This window comes from Tundrisphaera macrotermitis (assembly GCF_051175315.1).
GTDB lineage: Bacteria > Planctomycetota > Planctomycetia > Isosphaerales > Isosphaeraceae > Tundrisphaera.
The window spans coordinates 4,701,230-4,719,833 of record NZ_CP195100.1 but is presented as its reverse complement, the minus strand read 5'-3'; the positions used below and the strand labels follow the sequence as shown (position 1 = coordinate 4,719,833).

The window sequence follows — 18,604 nt, the reverse complement described above, 5'->3', positions numbered from 1 at the left end:
GGCTTGCCAACCACGGCGCCAGTGACTTTGCCCTCCGGACGATCTGGATCGGCGGCCGACTGCTCCAACTCGTCGGCACCCCAGGGAAGGGGGATGTATCCATGAGCCGGCGTCGTCCGCTCGACATCGCCGTCGTCGGCATGGCCTGCCGGTTCCCGGGCGCGACCGATCTCGCCGCGTTCTGGCGGAACATCCTCGCCGGGCATGACGCGATCGGCGACGTCCCGCCCGGCCGCTGGGACCCGGCCGTCTTCTTCGACCCCGTTTCCCCGGCCAACGACCGCGTCCCCTGTCGTCGCGGTGGCTACCTGGCCGAGCCGATCCCGTTCGATCCCGCCGCGCACGGGATCATGCCCCACGCCGTGGACGGGGGCGAGCCGGAGCAATTCCTGGTCCTGGACGCCGCCCGCGCGGCCCTTCTCGACGCCGGGATGGCCGATGGCGTGCCCGACGGCCGGAAGGTCGAGGTGGTGATCGGCCGGGGCAACTACTTCAACCGGGGGAACCTCACCCGGCTCCAGCACGGCCGGATCGTGGCCCAGACCCTGGCGATCCTGGACGCGCTCCACCCGGACTGGTCCGAGGCCGACCGCGAAGCCGTCCGGTCCGACCTCAAGGCGAGCCTCCCCCCGTTCGGCCCGGCCACCATCCCCGGACAGATGACCAACGCCACGGCCGGACGCACGGCCAACCGGCTCGACCTCTCGGGCGCCAGCTTCGTGGTCGACGCCGCCAGCGCATCGAGCCTGGTGGCGCTCGACCTCGCGGCGCGATCGCTGGCCGAGGGGCGGGCCGACCTCGCCCTGGCGGGCGGGGTCTACCTGGAGGCCGACGTCGACTTCCCCCTGGTGTTCCGCCAACTGGGGGCCCTGTCCCGCTCCGGCACCTGCCGCCCGTTCGCCGCCGACGCCGACGGCACCCTGTCGGGCGAGGGCGTCGGCGTGGTCGTCCTCAGGCGCCGGGCCGACGCCGAGCGCGACGGCGACCGGATCTATGCCGTCCTCCAGGGGGTCGGCATCGCCTCCGACGGCCGCGGGCCCGGGCTGGCCGCCCCGAGCGCCAAGGGGCACGCCCGCGCCATCCGCCGGGCCCATCGCGCGGCGGGCGTGGACCCTGCCTCGGTCGGGCTGATCGAGGGGCACGGACTCGGCGTCCCGGCCGCTGACCGCGCCGAGCTTCGGGCCATCAACGCGACCTTCCCCCCCGCGCCGAAAGGTCGCCGGGTGCTGGGGGCGGTGTCGTCGATGATCGGCCACGCCATGCCGGCCGCCGGGATCGCCGGGTTCATCAAGGCGGCCCTGGCCCTCCACCACCGCACCCTGCCGCCGACCCTCCACGCCGCGACGCCCCACCCGTTGCTCGATCGCCCCGACGCCGCGTGCTCCCTCATCGATCGCCCCCGGCCCTGGGTTCATGGCGATGCCGCCTCGCCCCGGCGGGCCGGGGTGAACGCCTTCGGCTTCGCCGGGATCAACGCCCACGCGGTGCTGGAATCGCACCCGTCGTCCGACCTGGCCACGGCGCCGGGGGCGATGCCGGACTGGGACAGCGAGGCGTTTTTGCTCGCGGCCGACGACCGCGCCGGGCTGATCGACCGGGCCCGCCGGCTCCGGGACTGGCTCCGCCAGGGGCCCGACGTTTCCCCGAAGGACCTGGCGTTCACGCTCAACGCGTCGGATGGGATCGTCGGCCCGTGCCGCCTGGGCCTGGTGGCAGGGTCGCTGCCCGACCTGGCCGAACGGCTCGACGGCGTGCTGATCAAATTGGCCGACCCGGCCTGCCGGTCGATCCGCGACGCGCGGGGGGCCTTCTTCCAGGATCGACCCGAAGGGGAGCCGCCCGGGGGCCTGGCGTTCTGCTTCCCGGGAGAGGGGTCGCAGTACCCCGGGATGCTGGCCGACCTCTGCCCGCACTTCCCCGAGGTCCGGGCCCTGTTCGACACCTCGGACCGGATCGCCCGCGAGGCCGGGGCCTCCTCCTGGCCCAGCGAGCACCTGTTCGGCGCGACCGAGGGGGAAGACCCCGCGCTATGGGCGGCCGGGGTGGCGGTCAACGTGGTGCTGTCCGCCCAGTGGGCGCTCTACCAACTGCTGCGGAACCTCGGGCTGCGGCCCGACGCGGTGGTCGGGCACAGCAGCGGGGAGCTGCTGGCGCTGGCGGCGTCGGGCGTGCTGGCCGTGGACCGCGACTTCGAGCGCAAGCTCGGCGACCTCGGCGCCCTGTTCGGCGACCTGGAGACCTCGGGCCGGCTGCCGCAGGCCCGGCTGGTCGCGGCGGCCACCGACCGGGCGAAGGTCGACGCCGCGTGCGAAGGGACGCCGGTCGTGGTGGCGATGGACAACTGCCCGCACCAGGTCGTCGTCGCCGGCCCGCCCGATGATGTGGATGCGGTGGTCGCCCGGCTCAAGGCCCGGGGGATCATGGCGGCCGACCTGCCGTTCGGCCGGGCCTATCACACCGAGGGGTTCGCCCCGGCGCTGGGGCCGCTCGAAGCGTTCTTCGACGGCCTCGACGTCCGACGCCCCGGGGTGCCGATCTACTCGTGTGCCTCGGCCGAGAAAATGCCCGACGACGCCGACGCCGTGCGGCGGCTGGCCGTCGACCAGTGGGTCCGGCCGGTCCGGTTCCGCGAGACGGTCGCGGCGATGCACGCCGACGGGCTCAAGACCTTCGTGGACGTGGGGGCCCGGGGCAACCTCGCGGGATTCGTGGACGACACCCTGCGCGGCCGGCAGGCCCTGGCGGTCGCGGCCAACCTCCCGCGCCGGTCGGGCCTGGCCCAGCTCAACCACCTCGTCGCGTCGCTGTTCGCCCGGGGCATCGACCTCGACCCCGCCCACCTCTACGCCCGCCGCCGGCCGGTCCGGCTCGACCTCGACCATCCCATCCAAACGAAGCCAACCCCGCCGAGCCTGCGGGTCGGCTTCCCGGAGATGCGGCTGTCCGAGGCGCTTGCCACGCGGCTCCGATCGGCGGGCCGGGCTGAAACCCCGATCGACGGCTTCGAGCGGATCGAGGCCCGAAACGGGCACCACCCGGATGCCTCGGAGGTCGCTGTCGGGTGGCAGGGGTTTCGGCGCCAGCCGTCCCCGGTGGGTGAGTCGTCAGAAGGCGTGATCGGTGGCTGGGCGCCTGGGTCGGCTGGCGCCGAAACCCCTGCCACCCAGACGTCCGGCGACGACCTCGACCACCCGGAAACGGCGGATTTCGCGGCCGAGCCGAGCGAGCAGGAGGCCGCGATGCTCGCCTTCCAGGCGACGATGGCCTCGTTCCTGGAGACCCAGCAGCACGTCATGGACGCCTACCTCGGCCAGCCCACGGCTCCGCCGAGGGCGATCGAGGCCGGGCCGTGGTCCGGGGATCTGCTGAGCTTCGACCCCGGCCGGGAGGCGGTCTCGGCCCTGATCCTGGACGCCGTCGGCGACCCGGTGGCCGAGCATCACACCCTGGGCGGGCGGCGGGTCTCGGCCCTCCGCCCCGACTGGCGCGGGCTGCCGGTGCTCCCGTTCGCGGTCATGGCCGAGATCCTGGCGCAGGCCGCGGCCCGGCTCGTGCCGGGGCTGGCCCTGGAGGCCCTCGAAGACGTCCGGGCCCACCGCTGGATCCGCTACGAGGACGAGCCGATCCTGGTCGAGATCCGCGCCCGGGTCCTGCCCGACCGGCCCGACGCCGTGGCGGTGTCGCTCCACAACCGGGGCCCGGCCCGCGACCCGCGCCTGGCCGAGACGCCCGTCTTCGAAGGGGTCGTCCAGTTCGCCCCGGCCCGGCCCGACGCCCCCGACGCCGGCCCGTTCCGGCTCGACCGCCCCCGCCCGTGCCGGTTCACCGCCGCGTCGATCTACGACGAGCAATGGCTGTTCCACGGCCCGGCCTTGCAGGCGGTGGTCGGCTTCGGCCCGATCGCGCCGGGCGGGATCGAGGGCACCCTCCGCAAGCGCCCGCTGGGCCCGCTGCTCCGCGACCCCGACCGCGCCGGCGGCCTCTTGACCGACCCGATCATCGTCGACAACTTCACCCACCTCCTCGGCGCCTGGGGCCTGGACGAGTTGGCCGACGACGGCGACGTGATCTTCCCGCTCCGCGTCGCCCGGATCTCCCTGTTCGGCCCCGACCCGGCCGAGGGGGACGACCTCTCCTGCCGGATCGCCGTCACCGAGCGCGAGCGCCACCGGATCGGCGCCGAGGCCGACATCGTCCGCGACGACGGCACCGTCTGGATCGCGATCCGGGGCTGGGAAGACTGGCGGTTCCACTGGCCGGGCCGCTACCGCGACGGCTTCCGCATGCCCGATTGCACGTTTTTGGGCGTGCCCCTGCTCCCGAACGAACCCAACGCGGCCCCGGACCCGAGCAGGAAAAACGAACCCAACGCCGATCGCCCAAACGAACCCAACATCGCCGCGGTCTGGCTGGAGCCGCCCGGCGACATGGGGCGGCCGGTCTGGCGCGACGTGCTGGAGCACGTCCAGCTCGGCCCCGACGAGCGGGCGGCCTACCTCGCCCTGCCCGGCCCGGACGCCCGCCGCACCGATCGGCTCTGGGGGCGGATCGCGGCCAAGGAGGCGGCCCGGCGGATCTGGGCCCGCGCCGGGCACCCGCCGGTCTATCCCGCCGACCTCCGGATCGAACCCAACCCGCTCGGCCGGCCGATCCTCCGGTCCCGGGCCGAGCCGGGCCGCGACGACCTGCCCGCCATCTCGATCGCCCACACCGAGGGGGTGGCCGTGGCGATCGCCTCGGACGACCCGGGGGCCCATCTCGGCATCGACGTCGAGCGGATCGCCGCCCGGTCGGCCGGGTTCGAGGCGGTCGCGTTCTCCGAGGGGGAGCGGGCGATCCTGGCCCGGTGGGACGGCGACGACCGGGCGGAATGGGTCGCGCGGTTCTGGTGCGCCAAGGAGGCGACGGCCAAGGCGACCGGGCTCGGCCTGGTGGACGGGCCATCGGGAGTCGAGGTCGTGGCCGTCCCGGCCGATGATGATGGAGTGATCCGCGTCGCGCTCCGGGGCGGGCTGGCGGCGGCGTGCCCGGATTTGGCCGGGATGTCGCTGGTCGTCCACACGATAAGGCGGGACGAGTACGCCTGGGCCTGGACCCGGTGCGAGGGGGACCGAGCATGACCACCGACCCGCCCGACGAATCCGCGATCATGGCCGAGCTCGCCCGCATCCTGGGCGACTTCGAGGGCCGCGAGTACTCCGGGACGATCGACCGCAACACCCGGTTCTTCGCCGACCTCGGCCTGGCGTCGATCGACGCCGTGGTCCTGGCCGAGACCTTGCAGGACCGCTACGGCAAGCCCCTCCCGTTCGGCGACCTGATGGCCGACCTCGGCCAGAGGGCCGACCGCGACCTCCGGATCGGCGAGCTGGCCGACTTCCTCCACAAGCACCTTTGACCGAAACCGGAGCCCGGATTTCATGCCCAAGATCGCGGTCAACGGACTGACGCTCCACGTCCAGAGGGCCGGCGACGCCGGGCCGGACGTCGTCCTGATCCACGGCGTGACCGGCGACCTGTCGATCTGGTTCCTCTGCCGGGCCATGCAGGAGCTGGCGAAGACCCACCGCGTCACCGCCTTCGACCTCCGCGGCCACGGCTACAGCGACGCCCCCAAGACCGGCTACACCTCGGCCGACCACGCCGCCGACGTCCTGGCGATCATGGACCACTACGGGATCGACCGGGCCAAGCTCGTCGGCCACAGCTTCGGCGCCGTGGTGGCGTTGCACACCACGGTCCTGGCACCCGACCGGGTCGAGTCCCTGGTCGTGTCCGACCCGTATTTCCCCGCGCTGCGGCACCTGGAAGACCTGAGCCGGTGGGGCCACTGGCAGGCGTTCCACAAGGAGGCGGCCGACGCCGGGGTGAACCTGTCCAGCGAGCACTGGTACGACCTGGGCAAGTTCTTCGATCAGGTCCAGGGGCTGGACGGCGACCGGCTGCTCCAGTTCCGCCAGGCGGTCGGCCTGCCCGCCATGAACCGACTGCTGCGCCTGGGCGGGACCACCTGCGGGGATGACTCCAAGGTCGAGGCCGGCTTGACCGAAGACCTGATCCGGGGCGTCCGCCAGCCGACCCTGGCCCTCTACGGCGAGCACTCCCCGTTCCTGTCCACGGCCCAGTACCTGGTCGAGCACCTGCCGAACTGCCGCTCGGTCCTGGTGCCCGACGCCCAGCATCGCGCCCCGGAGGAGAACCCCGAGGGATTCCTCCAGGCCCTGCGGGAGTTCCTGGAAGCCCCCACCCCGGCGGAGCCCGCCCGATGACCACCCCGCCGACCGTCCTCATCACCGGAGCGGCCCGGGGCATCGGCAAGGGGGCCGCGCTCGCCCTGGCCGCCAAAGGCTGCCGGCTCGCCCTGCTCGACCGCATCGAAGGCCCCCTCGCCGAGACCGCCGCGCAGCTCCGCGAAACCGGGGCGACCGTGGCCGAGATCGCCGTGGACGTGACCGACGGCCCGGCGGTGAAGGCGGCCGTGGTCGACCTGGAACGGCTCGTCGGCCCGATCGATGCCCTGCTGGCCTGCGCCGGGATCGGCGGGCTGTCCCCGCTGCCGCCCGACCTCGACGTGGCCGGGCTGCGGGCGATGCTCGACGTCAACGTGGTGGGCGTGGCCAACGCCATGGAGGCGGTCCTGCCCGGGATGATCGAACGGAAGCGGGGCCACATCGTCGGCGTCTCCAGCGTGGCCGGCTATCGCGGGCTCCCCTGGATGGTGGCGTATTCGGCGTCCAAGGCGGCGCTGTCCGCCTACCTCGAAGGCCTGCGGCCGGCCCTGCGACGGCGGGGCGTCACCATCACCACCGCCTGCCCGGGGTTCGTCCGCACGGCGATCACCCAGGACACCCCGTTCCGCAAACCGGTGGCGATGATGGAGCCCGAGCAGGCCGGCCGCCACCTGGCCCGCGCCGTCTTCAAAAGGCCGCGCAACTGCGTCTTCCCCATGAGCACGGCGGTCGGCATGGCGTTCCTCAAGCACGTCCCCGACCGCTGGTTCGACTGGATGATGGACCGCGCCGGCCCCCGGGCCCTCACCACCGACTTCTGAGGGCGGCCCGATGATGACCCAGCACACGCCCTTATCCGATTTCGCCGCCGTGGCGCTCCCCGGCCGCTCCTTCCCGGAGCGGGGCGGGATCGTCGAGGCGATGGGGCCGTTGTCGGGTCGGAACCGGGTCGCGGCCAGCTTCTACGACGGGCCGGGCTGGGCCCGCTTCCGGTTCTGGGAGCGGATGTTCCTCCGGGTCCAGGGGGGCGAGGCGCGGGCGCGCCGGCAGATCCTCCGGCACCTGGCCGCCCCGGCGGGGGGCCGCGTGCTGGAGGTAGGCATCGGCGACGGCGCGAACCTCAGGCTGATCCCGGGGGACTGGACCGCCTTCGGCGTCGACATCTCCCGCGTGCAACTTGGCGACTGCCTCCGACGCCACCCCGGAACGTCCGGGCGGCTCGCCCTGGCCGAAAGCGAGGACCTTCCGTTCGCGGACGCTTCCTTCGACGCCTGCTGGACGCTGGGCGGGTTCAACTACTTCCGCGACCATTCGGCCGCCCTCCGCGAGATGGCCCGCGTCACCAAACCCGGCGGGGTGATGGTGGTGGCCGACGAGATCCCGACCCTCCAGCGGTACGGGATCGGCCACCTGCTGGGCGTTCCGGCCGTGGACGCCTGGTGGCTCCGCCGGCTGGGGCTGGACCGCGACTTCGCCGCGATGGTGCTCGACTGCCGACTCGACCCGGACGCCACGATCCGCGAGGCCTGGCCGGATGCGGCCCGGCACCGGATCTGGGGCGGGCTGGGGTACTGCTTCGTCCGGATCAACGACCCTCTTCTTGCGGGAGACCCCCGATGATGGCGACCGAGCCCCGACCCTCGACCGACCGGCTCCACGACCCCGACCTGTGGCGGTGCATCCGCTGCAACGGGACCATGCACGCCGAGGGGAACGCCTCCCAACTGCTTTGCGGGGCGTGCGGCCACGCCTATGCGATTTCCGACGGGGTCGTGGCCTCGCACCCCGTCGTCTCGGCCAACAACAAGGTCGCCAGCGACTTCTACAACAGCCCGCTCTGGCCCAAGTTCCGGTTCTGGGAGTGGTTCACCTTCGCCTGCAACGGCGGCGAGCGCCGGTCGCGCAACAAGGTCCTCCGGCACCTGCCCAAGGACCCGGGCCTGAAGCTCCTGGACGTGGCCATCGGCGACGGCGTCTACCTCCCCTGGCTCCCGCAGGACTGGTCGATCGTCGGCATCGACGTGTCCCAATCCCAGCTCGACGCCTGCAAGAAACGGGCGGCCGGCCGCGACGTCACGCTCATCCTCGGCGAGGCCGAGGACCTGCCGGTGCACGACCGCCGGTTCGACGCGGCGCTCAGCATCGGGGCGTTCAACTACTTCAACGACCCCGAGAAAGCCCTCCGCGAGATGGCCCGGGCTGTGAAGCCGGGCGGGACCATCGTGGTGTCCGACGAGGTGCCCAACCTGACCGACCGGATGATCGGCCGCAAGATCGGCCTGCCCGGCCTGGACCGGTGGATCGTCTCCAGGGTCATGCACCTCGGCGACGACTTCACCGAGATGGTCGAGCGCTACCGCACGATGGACATCCCGGCCATCGCCGAGCGGGTCCTCCCCGGCTGCCGCTACGAAAAAATCTGGATGGGCGTGGGCTACGTCTTCGTGGGCCAGGTCCCGGGATAATCCGATGCGCTTCTCGACCTTGATCCTCCGAAACATGATCAACCGTCGGGTCCGCACCGCGCTCACGGTGCTGGGCCTGTCGGTGGGGATCGCCGCCGTGATGGCCCTGACCGGGATCGCCTGGGGGTTCGAACGCTCGTTCCTGGCGATCTACCAGGCCAAGGGGATCGACCTCGTCGTGGTCCGCGCCGGGATCAGCAACCAGCTATCCAGCAACCTCGACATGGGCCTGCGTGAGCAGATCGCCGCCGTGCCGGGCGTGGCCGACGTCTCCGCCAGCGTGATGGATACGGTCGCCTTCGAGGACAAGAACCTGGTCTCGGTCCTGGCCAACGGCTGGGAGGCCGGGAGCCGCCTGTTCCGGGGGATCCGCGTCCTCGACGGGAAGGTGTTCGGGCCCGATGCCGGCCGGGTGGTCCTGCTGGGCCGGATCCTCCGGCTCAACCTGGGAAAGAACGTGGGGGACGAGCTCTCCATCGCCGGCGAGCCGTTCCGGGTGGCGGGCATCTTCGAGAGCGATAGCCTGTTCGAGAACGGCGGCCTCGTCATGCCGCTCTCCGAACTCCAGCGGATGATGGGCCGGCAGGGGCAGGCGACCGGCTTCGTGGTGGCCTCCACGGACAGCGACACGGCCGCCGTGGCCGACCTGACCCATCGGATCGAGAAGGCGATCCCCGGCGTGGCGGCGGTGCCGGCCCGCGACTTCGTCCAGGCCGACATCCAGATCCGCCTGACCAAGACGATGGCCTGGGCCACCACGGCGGTCGCCCTGATCCTGGGCTCGATCGGCCTCTTGAACACGATGGTCATGGCGGTCTTCGAAAGGACCGGCGAGGTCGGCCTGCTCCGCGCCCTGGGGTGGCGGCGGCGGCGGGTCCTGATGCTGATTTTGGGCGAGGCCCTGGTGCTGGGCCTTTTGGGGGCGGCGGCCGGGACGGTGCTGGCCTACCTGGGGGTGTTCGCCCTGAGCAAGGAGCCGACCTCGACGGCGTTCATCGACCCCAACCTGCCCCCGGCGGTGCTGGCCATCGGCGCCGCGATGGGGATCGGCCTGAGCCTGCTGGGCGGCCTCTACCCGGCCCTCCGCGCCGCGAGCCTGGACCCGACCGAGGCCCTCCGCCATGAGTGAACCGCTGCTCCGCGCCGAGGGGCTGACCAAGACCTATCCCGACGGCGACGTCCGGGCCCTGCGCGGGGTGTCGCTGTCGATCGCCCCGGGCGAGTCGGTGGCGATCACCGGCCCGAGCGGGTGCGGCAAGACGACCCTGCTCCAGATGCTCGGCGGGCTGGATCGCCCGACCTCCGGCGAGGTCTTCTTCGAGGGCCGTCCCCTGGCGAGCCTCGACCTGGACGCCTTCCGCGCCCTGCGGCTGGGCTTCGTGTTCCAGTCGTTCCACCTCCTGGGCACGCTGTCGGCCGCCGAGAACGTCCAGGTCCCGATGTTCGAGGGCCCCTATCCTCGCCGCGAACGCGCCGCCCGCGCCGAGGCCCTCCTGGAGGAGGTCGGCCTGGGCCACCGCAAGCACCACCGGCCGGGCCGGCTGTCGGTCGGCGAGCGCCAGAGGGTGGCGATCGCGCGGGCCCTGGCCAACGGGCCCAACCTGATCCTGGCCGACGAGCCGACCGGCAACCTCGATAGCCGCTCCCAGGCCGACATCCTCGCCCTCCTGGCCCGGCTCCGCCGCGAACGCTCCCTGACCCTGGTCGTCGTCACCCACAGCCACGAGGTCGCCGCCGCCGCCGACCGCGAGGTCCGCCTCCGCGACGGCCGGATCGTGGAGGGGGCGTGACGGTACGGTCGTCGCGTGGGAGATCGATCGTGCAACCCGGCGGCAAAGCCGAGGAGTTTGGTCATGCAAGGCGTCCCGCCATCACACGCCGCCCTCTCGGTGCTGCGGGATATCGCCCGCTCCGGCTTCTCCTACGCCCCGACCAAGGCGTTGGCCGAGGCCGCCGGCTGGGACTTGCGCGATGACGAGCCGGGGTTGGGTTATGTGCGTTTCGACAGGAGGATGACGGCCGAATCGGACGAGGGGTGCCCGCTCTCGGTCATGGTAAATGGGGGCGAACATCCGCCATTCGCCTACGTCACATTGGCTTGGTTCGAGGATTATGAAGTCGAGCGAGGACCGTTCGACGAGATGTTTCGGATCCCGTACGAAAGCCTGACCAGCATCCTGGGCGAATCATCCCAGTCCGGCCACTATCACCAGGTCGATTGGGACTACTCGTTCGCGGGATGGACCCTGCCCGATTGCACGCTGATCCTGGTCCAGGACGAACTCGACATCCAGTTCGGCATGGACGTCTCGCTCTGGGCCCTCCCGGCCGGTCGCCTCATCGCCCTGCCGGTCTACGACAATCTCCGATAAACGCTCGCCGATATCCAAGATCGCATGAAGTACGCCCGTTCAAACCTTGATGAACACCGCAGGGCTGACGCGGAAGAGGCACGCGAGAGGGCCGCGACGTGCTTGATGCCGAACGCCCGCTTCCCGCCCATAATCTCGGAGACGGTAGATACCGCCATCTTGGTCCCGCTCGCCACCTGGGCCTGGGTCACCCCTTGGCATCGATCAGGTGGCGTAGCAACTCAGCATCCGTCGCGGCGGGGATCGGGTGCTCCTCGGCCTCGTAGCCCTCGATAAGCCGGGTGAGAACCGCCAGATAGTCGCTTTGGTCCCGGTCGTGATCTTCGCGATCGACGAGCGAGTCGACCATCCGGATCGCCCGGTCCAGGTCGCCCTCCGATCGGAGGGGGCGGAGCGGGACTTCGGACTGGAGGTCGAGATAGCGATCCGTGTAGGGCGTGCGTGTTTCGGAGGTCATGATGATGCCCGCCTTTCTTCAGCCCTGTTTTCAGCCGCCCGTGCCGCGTGACGGCTTGCCGCTCCGGACGTCGGCTTGATACATTAGCACCCGATCCCGCCGTGCCTCGATCCCCCGCCTCGCCCTGCCCCGAGGGCCCGCCCGATGCTGGTCGTTAGCCTGATGCTGCTGGGCCTGCCGGCCGACGCCGGCCGCGCGGTCGACTACGCCTCCGAGATCCGGCCGGTGCTCGCCGCCGCCTGCCTGAAGTGCCACGGGCCGGACAAGCAGGAGGGGGACCTCCGGCTCGACCTGAAGGTGCGCGCCCTGGAAGGCGGGCTGTCGGGCGAGGCGATCGTGCCGGGCAAGGTGGCCGAAAGCCCGATCCTGGCCCACCTGGAAGGCCGCGACGGCAAGAAGGCCATGCCGCCCAAGGGGCCGAGGCTGCCGGATGAGCAGATCGGCCTGATCCGCCTCTGGATCGAGCAGGGGGCCGCCTGGCCCGACGACCCGGCGACGGCCGAGCCGGGCAGCACCCACTGGGCTTACCAGAAACCCGTCCGGCCCGAGCCGCCCGCCGTGGCCGACCCGTCGTGGGTGAGGAACCCGATCGACGCCTTCGTCGCCAAACGGCTGGAGGCCGAGGGGCTGGCGCCTTCGCCCGAGGCGGACCGCGCCCGGCTGATCCGCCGGGTCTCGCTCGACCTGACCGGCCTGCCGCCGACCGTCGAGGAGGTCGACGCCTTCATCGCCGATACCAATCCGGACGCCTACGAGAAGGTCGTCGACCGCCTGCTCGCGTCGCCCCACTTCGGCGAGCGCTGGGCGCGGCCGTGGCTCGACCTGGCCCGGTACGCGGACACCCACGGCTACGAGAAGGACCCGATCCGGACCATGTGGCCGTATCGGGACTGGGTGATCAACGCCCTGAACCGGGACATGCCCTTCGACCAGTTCACGGTCGAGCAGCTGGCCGGGGACCTCCTGCCGGGGGCGACCCTGGCCCAGAAGATCGCCAGCGGATTCCACCGCAACACGATGGTCAACACCGAGGGGGGCGTGGACCCCGAGGAGGCCCGCGACGCCGTGCTGGTCGACCGCGTGGGCACCACCGCCACCGCCTGGATGGGCACCACCCTGGCCTGCGCCCAGTGCCACGCCCACAAGTTCGACCCGTTCCCCCAGAAGGATTTCTACCGCTTCTACGCCTTCTTCAACTCGGCCGAGGAGCCGACGATCGACCTGGGGACGCCCGCCGAGATCGCCCGCCGCGACGCGATCCGGGCCCAGGTGGCGGCGTTGCGCCAGGAGTTGAAGGAGTACCGCAAGGGCGAGGCCGGCCGCATCAAGGCCTGGGAGGCCGCGCTGACCCCCGAGGCCAGGTCCGCCCTCAAGCCCGAGGCGAGGGCCGCCCTCGACACCCCGGCGGCGGATCGGGACGAGGCCAGGACCAAGGCAATCGCCGCCGCCTACCGCGAGTCCGACGAGGGCCTGACGCAGCGCCAGGCGGTCGTCGCCGAGCTGGCGAAGCGGGAGCCGTCGTTCCCCCAGGCCATGGTGATGCAGGAGGCGGCGAAGCCCCGCGAGACCCGACTCCACGTCCGGGGCAGCTTCCGGTCGCCGGGGGATGTGGTCGCGCCGGGCGTGCCGGAGATCCTCCCGGCGATGGCCGAGGGCGAGCCCACCAACCGGCTCGGGCTGGCCCGGTGGCTCACCCGTCCCGACCACCCGCTGACGGCCCGCGTGGCGGTCAACCGGATCTGGGAGCAGTACTGGGGCCGGGGGCTGGTCGGCACGGTCGAGGACTTCGGCACCCAGGGGGAACCGCCGACCCACCCCGAACTGCTCGACTGGCTGGCGACCGAGCTGCCCCGGCAGGGCTGGAGCCTGAAGGCGATCCACCGCCTGATCGTCACCAGCGCCGCCTACCGGCAAAGCTCGAAGGCGTCGGCCGAGCGGATCGCCCGCGACCCGGACAACCGCCTCCTGGGGCGCGGGCCGAGGGGCCGCGTCGATGCCGAGGGGGTCCGCGACATCGCCCTGGCGGCCTCCGGCCTCTTGAGCCATAAGGTCGGCGGCCCCAGCGTCTTCCCCCCGCAGCCCGAGGGGGTCTGGACCATGATCTACAGCAGCGACCGATGGGTGACCAGCACCGGCGAGGACCGCTACCGCCGGGGCCTGTACACCTTCTGGCGTCGGACGGCCCCCTACCCCACCTTCATGGCCTTCGACGCCCCCAGCCGCGAGGCGTCGTGCGCCCGGAGGCCCCGGAGCAACACCCCGATCCAGGCGCTGGCCACGCTCAACGACCCGGCCTTCGTCGAGGCCGCTCGCGCCCTGGCGCGGCGGGTCGTCGCCGAGGGCGGGGACGACCCTCGGTCCAGGGCCGCGCGGGGCTTCCGCCTCTGCGTGGCCCGCATGCCCGACGCCGCCGAGGTCGATCGGATCGTCGCCCTCTACGAGGGGGAGCGCGACCACTACCGGGCCGACGCCGACGCGGCCCTGGCGATGGCGGCCGGCGCCCCCGACGAGCCGGCCGCCAGCAAGCCCGACCCGGCCCAGGCCCCCGAGTTGGCGGCGTGGACCGTGGTGGCCAACGTCCTCTTGAATCTGGATGAAACGATCTCCAAGGAGTGACCGCGATGGAACCCGCACGCGACCCGTTGCTGGCGACCACCCGGCGCCACTTCTTCAGCCGCTCCGCCTCCGGGATCGGCGGCCTGGCCCTGGCTTCCTTGATGAACCGGGGCCTGTTCGCCGGGGACGCGGCGGGGCCGATCGGCACCCACTTCGCCCCCAAGGCCAAGCGGGTGATCTACCTGTTCATGGCCGGGGCGCCCAGCCACCTCGACCTGCTCGACAACAAGCCCAAGCTCGTCGAGCACAACGGCCAGCCGATCCCCGACGAGTTCACCAAGGGGGAGCGGTTCGCGTTCATCAAGGGGACGCCCAAGCTCCTCGGCTCGCCTCACAAGTACGAAAAGCACGGCCAGTCCGGGGCCGAGATCTCGGCGCTCCTGCCGCACCTGGCCAAGATCGCCGACGACATCGCCATAGTCCGGTCGGGCGTGACCGACGCCTTCAACCATGCCCCGGCGCAGATCTTCCTGAACACCGGGTCGACCCAGATCGGCCGGCCCAGCATGGGGGCCTGGCTGACCTACGGCCTGGGGTCCGAATCCGAGGACCTGCCCGGCTTCGTCGTGCTCCAGTCCGGGGGCGGCCAGCCCGACGGCGGCACGTCGTGCTGGAGCAGCGGCTTCCTGCCGACCCGGTTCCAGGGCGTCCCGTTCCGGTCCCAGGGGGACCCCGTCCTGTTCCTGTCCAACCCGAAGGGGATGGATGCCCCCGGCCGGCGGCGGTCTTTGGACGCCCTCAACGACCTGAACCGGCACCACCTGGCCGACGCCGGCGACCCCGAGATCTCGACCCGGATCGCCGCCTTCGAGATGGCCTTCCGGATGCAGTCCAGCGCCCCGGACCTGATCGACATCGCCCGGGAGCCGGCCTCGGTCCACGCCATGTACGGCACCGAGCCGGGCAAGGCCAGCTTCGCCAACAACTGCCTGCTCGCCCGGCGGCTGGTCGAGCGCGGGGTGCGGTTCGTCCAGCTCTACCACCGGGGCTGGGACAACCACGGCAACAGCCAGGACAACGACATCCTGACCGGCCTGCCCGCCCGGTGCAAGGAGGTGGACCGGCCTGCCGCCGCGCTGGTCGCCGACCTCAAGCGGACCGGGCTGCTGGACGAGACCCTGGTGATCTGGGGCGGGGAGTTCGGCCGGACCCCGATGAACGAGGCCCGCAACGGCTCGGTCTTCCTGGGCCGGGACCACCACCCCCACGCCTTCAGCTTCTGGATGGCCGGCGGCGGCATCAAGCCCGGCACCACCGTGGGCACGACCGACGAGCTGGGCTATCGGGTGGTCGAGGACCGGGTCCACGTCCACGACCTCCAGGCCACGATCCTCCACCTGATGGGGATCGACCACACCCGGCTCACCTACAAGTTCCAGGGCCGCGACTTCCGCCTCACCGACGTCCACGGCGCGGTCGTGCCCAAGCTCCTCGCCTGATCGGGGCCGATCGGCCGGGGACGCGAGCGGGGCCGGGGATGGGCGCGCTCGTCGAGCACTCCCGCCGCCTCTTTCACGCCTTCGCCGCCGCCCAGGGGTCCATGCCGCCGGCATCTTCGGCATGGAAGGTGGCCGTGATGACGCCCACGCCGTCGGTGAAGACGCCGCGCCGGGCGGCCGGCCCCTTGGATGCATCTCGATCCCGTCGGATGTCCGGCCCGGCCGGCGCGATCCAAGGGGTCGGGCCGGCGTCGGCGGCCGAGATGCCGGGCATGATCCCCATCCCGTTCGGGCTCATCCGCGTCGCCCGCGGGGAAACACGAAAGCCCGATCGGGATGGTTCCCGGTCGGGCCTCGATGGTCGCGATCATCCGGCGGGGCCCGAACGCCTCGCCGCGACGGATCAAGGAGTCTGCTTGGTCGGGACCGGGGCCGGGGCCGGCACCGGGGCCTGCTTGGTCGGGACGACCGGGGCCGGGGCCGGCACAGGGACCGGGGCCGGGGTCTGCTTGGTCGGGACCGGGGGCGGCACCGGGGCCGGGGTCTGCTTGGTCGGGACGGCCGGGATCTGCTTGGACGGGACCTGGGCCTGGACCCGGGCCGTATTGATGGAGCCGATCGTGCCGAGCAACCCCGCCACCAACAAGTACTTCGCTGTCATCATCATTCCCCCGCAGTGTCGGACTCAAGGGACGAATCGATCACGCGACCGACCCGCGTCGCGGTATTTTCGGGGAGATTCAACGGCAAAGTCAACAAGAAACACCCGAACCTCCCAGGCGTCACTATATTACCAGGAGCAGCTATTCTGCTGAGGGTTCCGCACCCCCTCCGGCACGCCCGGACCGGCAAGGAGATCCGACGGTATGCCGGCCACCGCCCGGCCGTCGACCTGGCCCATTGCCGGTTCGACCCTGGGATCACGGAGGCCTGGCCATCCCCTGGAGTCTGCCCGACAAGGACGTCGCGGCGTCCACCGTCTGCCCCGGCGCGTCCTCGGCGGGCATTACGGCCGCGACCGGGACGGCGGGCCGGGTTAGAATCCTCGGCGAGGCGCGGGACTTCCTCGTCGCCCCGGATTCCAATCGCCGCATGGGGGGATGATGCGACTCATGAGAAGAACGGGACGCCTCCGATCCGGGGCCGCCGCGGCCCTGGCCCTGCTCGCCGTCGCGGGGCCGCGGGCGGCCGTCGCCCAGGGGGCGCCCCCGGCCCCCTTGCCGCCGGCCCGGTCGGCCGCGCTCGACCGGATCTCGGCCGACTCGCTCAAGGGGCACCTCTCGTTCCTGTCCTCGGACCTGCTGGAGGGGCGCGACACGCCCTCGCGCGGGCTCGACCTGGCCGCCGAGTACATCGCCGCCCAGTTCCGCCGGGCCGGCCTGGAGCCGATCGGCGACGACGGCTACTTCCAGACCGCCCGCTGGGAGATCGAGGAGTCCGACCCGTCGAGCTTCGTGCTCCAGGTCGGGACGGACGCCGACCGGGCCCGGGTCCGCGAGGATCGGATCAGCCAGGCGCGGTTCGCCGGGGTCGATCTCAAGGGGGCCCCGCTGGTGAAGGTCGACTTCGCCGCGGCGGCCGCGCTCAAGCCCGAGGAGGTCGCCGGCAAGGTCGTCCTGGTGGAGATGCCCGACCCCCGCAGGATCGACCGGGACAAACGCGGGCCGACGATCCGGGCGATCGGCGAGTTCCAGGCGAAGATGGCCGCGGCCGGCGCCGCCTTCATCCTCAACGTGGGCCGCGACGCCGAGGCCGCCACCGGGCTGGGCCCCGGCCGGCTGATCGACCCCCAGTCCCCCCCGCCGGTTCCGCCCGGGGGGGCCGTCCCGTCGGCCACCGTCCACGACAACGACGTGAGCCGGCTGTTCGACGCGATGCCCGCCGGCCCGGCCCCGGAGGCCGCCACGGCCACGATCCGGCTGGCCCCCACGACCCGGCGTCCGGTCGTGATCCGCAACGTGGTGGGCCTGCTCCGGGGGTCGGACCCGGCGATGAAGGAGACCTACGTGATGGTCACCGCCCACTACGACCACGTCGGCGTGCGGGGCCCGGCCGGGACCGACCGGATCTACAACGGGGCCAACGACGACGGCTCGGGCACGGTCTCGGTGATCGAGATCGCCTCGGCCCTGGCCACCCTCAAGGAAAGGCCCAAGCGGAGCCTGGTCTTCGTCACCTTCTTCGGCGAGGAGAAGGGGCTGCTCGGCTCGCGCTACTACGGGCGGAACCCGGTCGTCCCGGTCGACAAGACGGTCGCCGACGTGAACCTGGAGCAGGTCGGGCGCACCGACAGCAGCGAGGGGCCGCAGGTCGCCACGGCCAGCCTCACCGGGTTCGGCTTCTCCGAGGTTTCGACCATCCTCGCCGACGCCGGGCAGGCCGAGGGGATCAGGGTCTACAAGCACCCGACCAACAGCGACGCCTACTTCGGCGCCAGCGACAACCAGGCGTTGGCCGACCTCGGCGTCCCGGCGCACACCCTCTGCGTCGCCTACCAGTACGCCGACTACCACGGCCCCGCCGACCACTGGGACAAGATCGACTACGCCAACATGGCCCGGATCGACCGCATGGTCGCCCGCGCCCTGCTGGCCATCGCCGACGACCCGGATGAGCCGAAGTGGGACGCCTCGAACCCCAAGGCCGCGAAGTACCTCAAGGCCTGGCAGGACCGCCGCGGCCGGTGATCGCGGCCGGGCGGGCAAGCTCGTTGGCGGTATTCGATTTGCTGTCCTGGGGCCCCCTCGCGGGCCGATCCCGATCCGCCACGGGTCGGAATCCCGCGAGGAGGCCAGCCATGAGCGACGACATCAACGTCAACAAGATCTCGCCCAAGCAGGAACGCCGGGCCGAGCACGTCAAGGACAAGCTGGAGAAGCAGGGCATGGGCCAGGACCAGGCCGAGGAGGAATCCCTCCGCCGGGTCGTGGCCGAGCAGGGCTACAGCAGCGGCGGCGGCAATGCGGGCGGCGAGAGCCACAAGAACTCCGAACGCCGGCAAGGGGGCGAGGAAGAGACGGGCTGA

General features: G+C 72.1%; 16 protein-coding genes. 13 read left to right on the top strand and 3 right to left on the bottom strand.

Annotation, left to right across the window (positions count from 1 at the left end; translation table 11 throughout):
• The first annotated feature begins 101 nt into the window (after window positions 1–101).
• From TA3x_RS19095 to TA3x_RS19055, 9 genes are all read left to right on the top strand, one after another.
• Complete coding sequence (locus tag TA3x_RS19095; RefSeq protein WP_435016255.1) at window positions 102–5,120, top strand: beta-ketoacyl synthase N-terminal-like domain-containing protein; 5,019 nt, start codon at window positions 102–104, stop codon at window positions 5,118–5,120.
• Entirely contained in the window at window positions 5,117–5,398 is a 282-nt protein-coding gene (locus tag TA3x_RS19090) for an acyl carrier protein (protein WP_435016254.1), read from the top strand. The genes TA3x_RS19095 and TA3x_RS19090 overlap by 4 nt, the downstream gene beginning before the upstream one ends.
• 22 nt (window positions 5,399–5,420) lie before the next feature.
• The gene (locus TA3x_RS19085; RefSeq protein ID WP_435016253.1) at window positions 5,421–6,269 is read left to right on the top strand and encodes an alpha/beta fold hydrolase; all 849 of its coding nucleotides are present in this window, start codon (window positions 5,421–5,423) and stop codon (window positions 6,267–6,269) included.
• Window positions 6,266–7,051 (top strand): SDR family NAD(P)-dependent oxidoreductase, encoded by a 786-nt coding sequence (locus tag TA3x_RS19080; RefSeq protein ID WP_435016252.1) that lies wholly within the window; start codon window positions 6,266–6,268, stop codon window positions 7,049–7,051. The genes TA3x_RS19085 and TA3x_RS19080 overlap by 4 nt, the downstream gene beginning before the upstream one ends.
• A gap of 10 nt (window positions 7,052–7,061) precedes the next feature.
• Window positions 7,062–7,850, top strand: a complete 789-nt coding sequence (locus TA3x_RS19075; RefSeq protein ID WP_435016251.1) for a class I SAM-dependent methyltransferase — start codon at window positions 7,062–7,064, stop codon at window positions 7,848–7,850.
• A complete protein-coding gene (locus tag TA3x_RS19070; RefSeq protein ID WP_435016250.1) occupies window positions 7,847–8,695 on the top strand; it encodes a class I SAM-dependent methyltransferase in 849 nt (282 codons plus the stop codon). Before TA3x_RS19075 ends, TA3x_RS19070 begins: the two co-directional genes overlap by 4 nt.
• A gap of 4 nt (window positions 8,696–8,699) precedes the next feature.
• Window positions 8,700–9,824, top strand: coding sequence for an ABC transporter permease (locus TA3x_RS19065; RefSeq protein WP_435016249.1), 1,125 nt, complete (start codon window positions 8,700–8,702; stop codon window positions 9,822–9,824).
• Window positions 9,817–10,485, top strand: coding sequence for an ABC transporter ATP-binding protein (locus tag TA3x_RS19060; protein ID WP_435016248.1), 669 nt, complete (start codon window positions 9,817–9,819; stop codon window positions 10,483–10,485). Before TA3x_RS19065 ends, TA3x_RS19060 begins: the two co-directional genes overlap by 8 nt.
• A gap of 63 nt (window positions 10,486–10,548) precedes the next feature.
• A complete protein-coding gene (locus TA3x_RS19055) occupies window positions 10,549–11,067 on the top strand; it encodes a hypothetical protein (RefSeq protein ID WP_435016247.1) in 519 nt (172 codons plus the stop codon).
• Window positions 11,068–11,254: 187 nt separating this feature from the next.
• Here TA3x_RS19055 and TA3x_RS19050 read toward each other — a convergent pair whose 3' ends face one another.
• Window positions 11,255–11,524, bottom strand: coding sequence for a helix-turn-helix domain-containing protein (locus TA3x_RS19050; RefSeq protein WP_435016246.1), 270 nt, complete (start codon window positions 11,522–11,524; stop codon window positions 11,255–11,257).
• A gap of 144 nt (window positions 11,525–11,668) precedes the next feature.
• Here TA3x_RS19050 and TA3x_RS19045 point away from each other — a divergent pair, with 144 nt between their 5' ends.
• Window positions 11,669–14,140 carry a PSD1 and planctomycete cytochrome C domain-containing protein gene (locus TA3x_RS19045; RefSeq protein WP_435016245.1) on the top strand — a complete coding sequence of 824 codons (2,472 nt, stop codon included), beginning with the start codon at window positions 11,669–11,671 and terminating at the stop codon, window positions 14,138–14,140.
• A gap of 5 nt (window positions 14,141–14,145) precedes the next feature.
• Complete coding sequence (locus TA3x_RS19040) at window positions 14,146–15,579, top strand: DUF1501 domain-containing protein (RefSeq protein WP_435016244.1); 1,434 nt, start codon at window positions 14,146–14,148, stop codon at window positions 15,577–15,579.
• Between the two features lie 73 nt (window positions 15,580–15,652).
• On the opposite strand, the gene TA3x_RS19035 is transcribed toward TA3x_RS19040, so the two are convergent.
• Window positions 15,653–15,853, bottom strand: a complete 201-nt coding sequence (locus TA3x_RS19035; protein ID WP_435016243.1) for a hypothetical protein — start codon at window positions 15,851–15,853, stop codon at window positions 15,653–15,655.
• Window positions 15,854–15,982: 129 nt separating this feature from the next.
• A complete protein-coding gene (locus tag TA3x_RS19030; protein WP_435016242.1) occupies window positions 15,983–16,240 on the bottom strand; it encodes a hypothetical protein in 258 nt (85 codons plus the stop codon).
• Window positions 16,241–16,691: 451 nt separating this feature from the next.
• Here TA3x_RS19030 and TA3x_RS19025 point away from each other — a divergent pair, with 451 nt between their 5' ends.
• The gene (locus tag TA3x_RS19025; RefSeq protein WP_435016241.1) at window positions 16,692–18,266 is read left to right on the top strand and encodes a M28 family peptidase; all 1,575 of its coding nucleotides are present in this window, start codon (window positions 16,692–16,694) and stop codon (window positions 18,264–18,266) included.
• A gap of 110 nt (window positions 18,267–18,376) precedes the next feature.
• Window positions 18,377–18,604: a hypothetical protein gene (locus tag TA3x_RS19020; RefSeq protein WP_435016240.1), complete on the top strand. Its 228-nt coding sequence runs from the start codon at window positions 18,377–18,379 to the stop codon at window positions 18,602–18,604.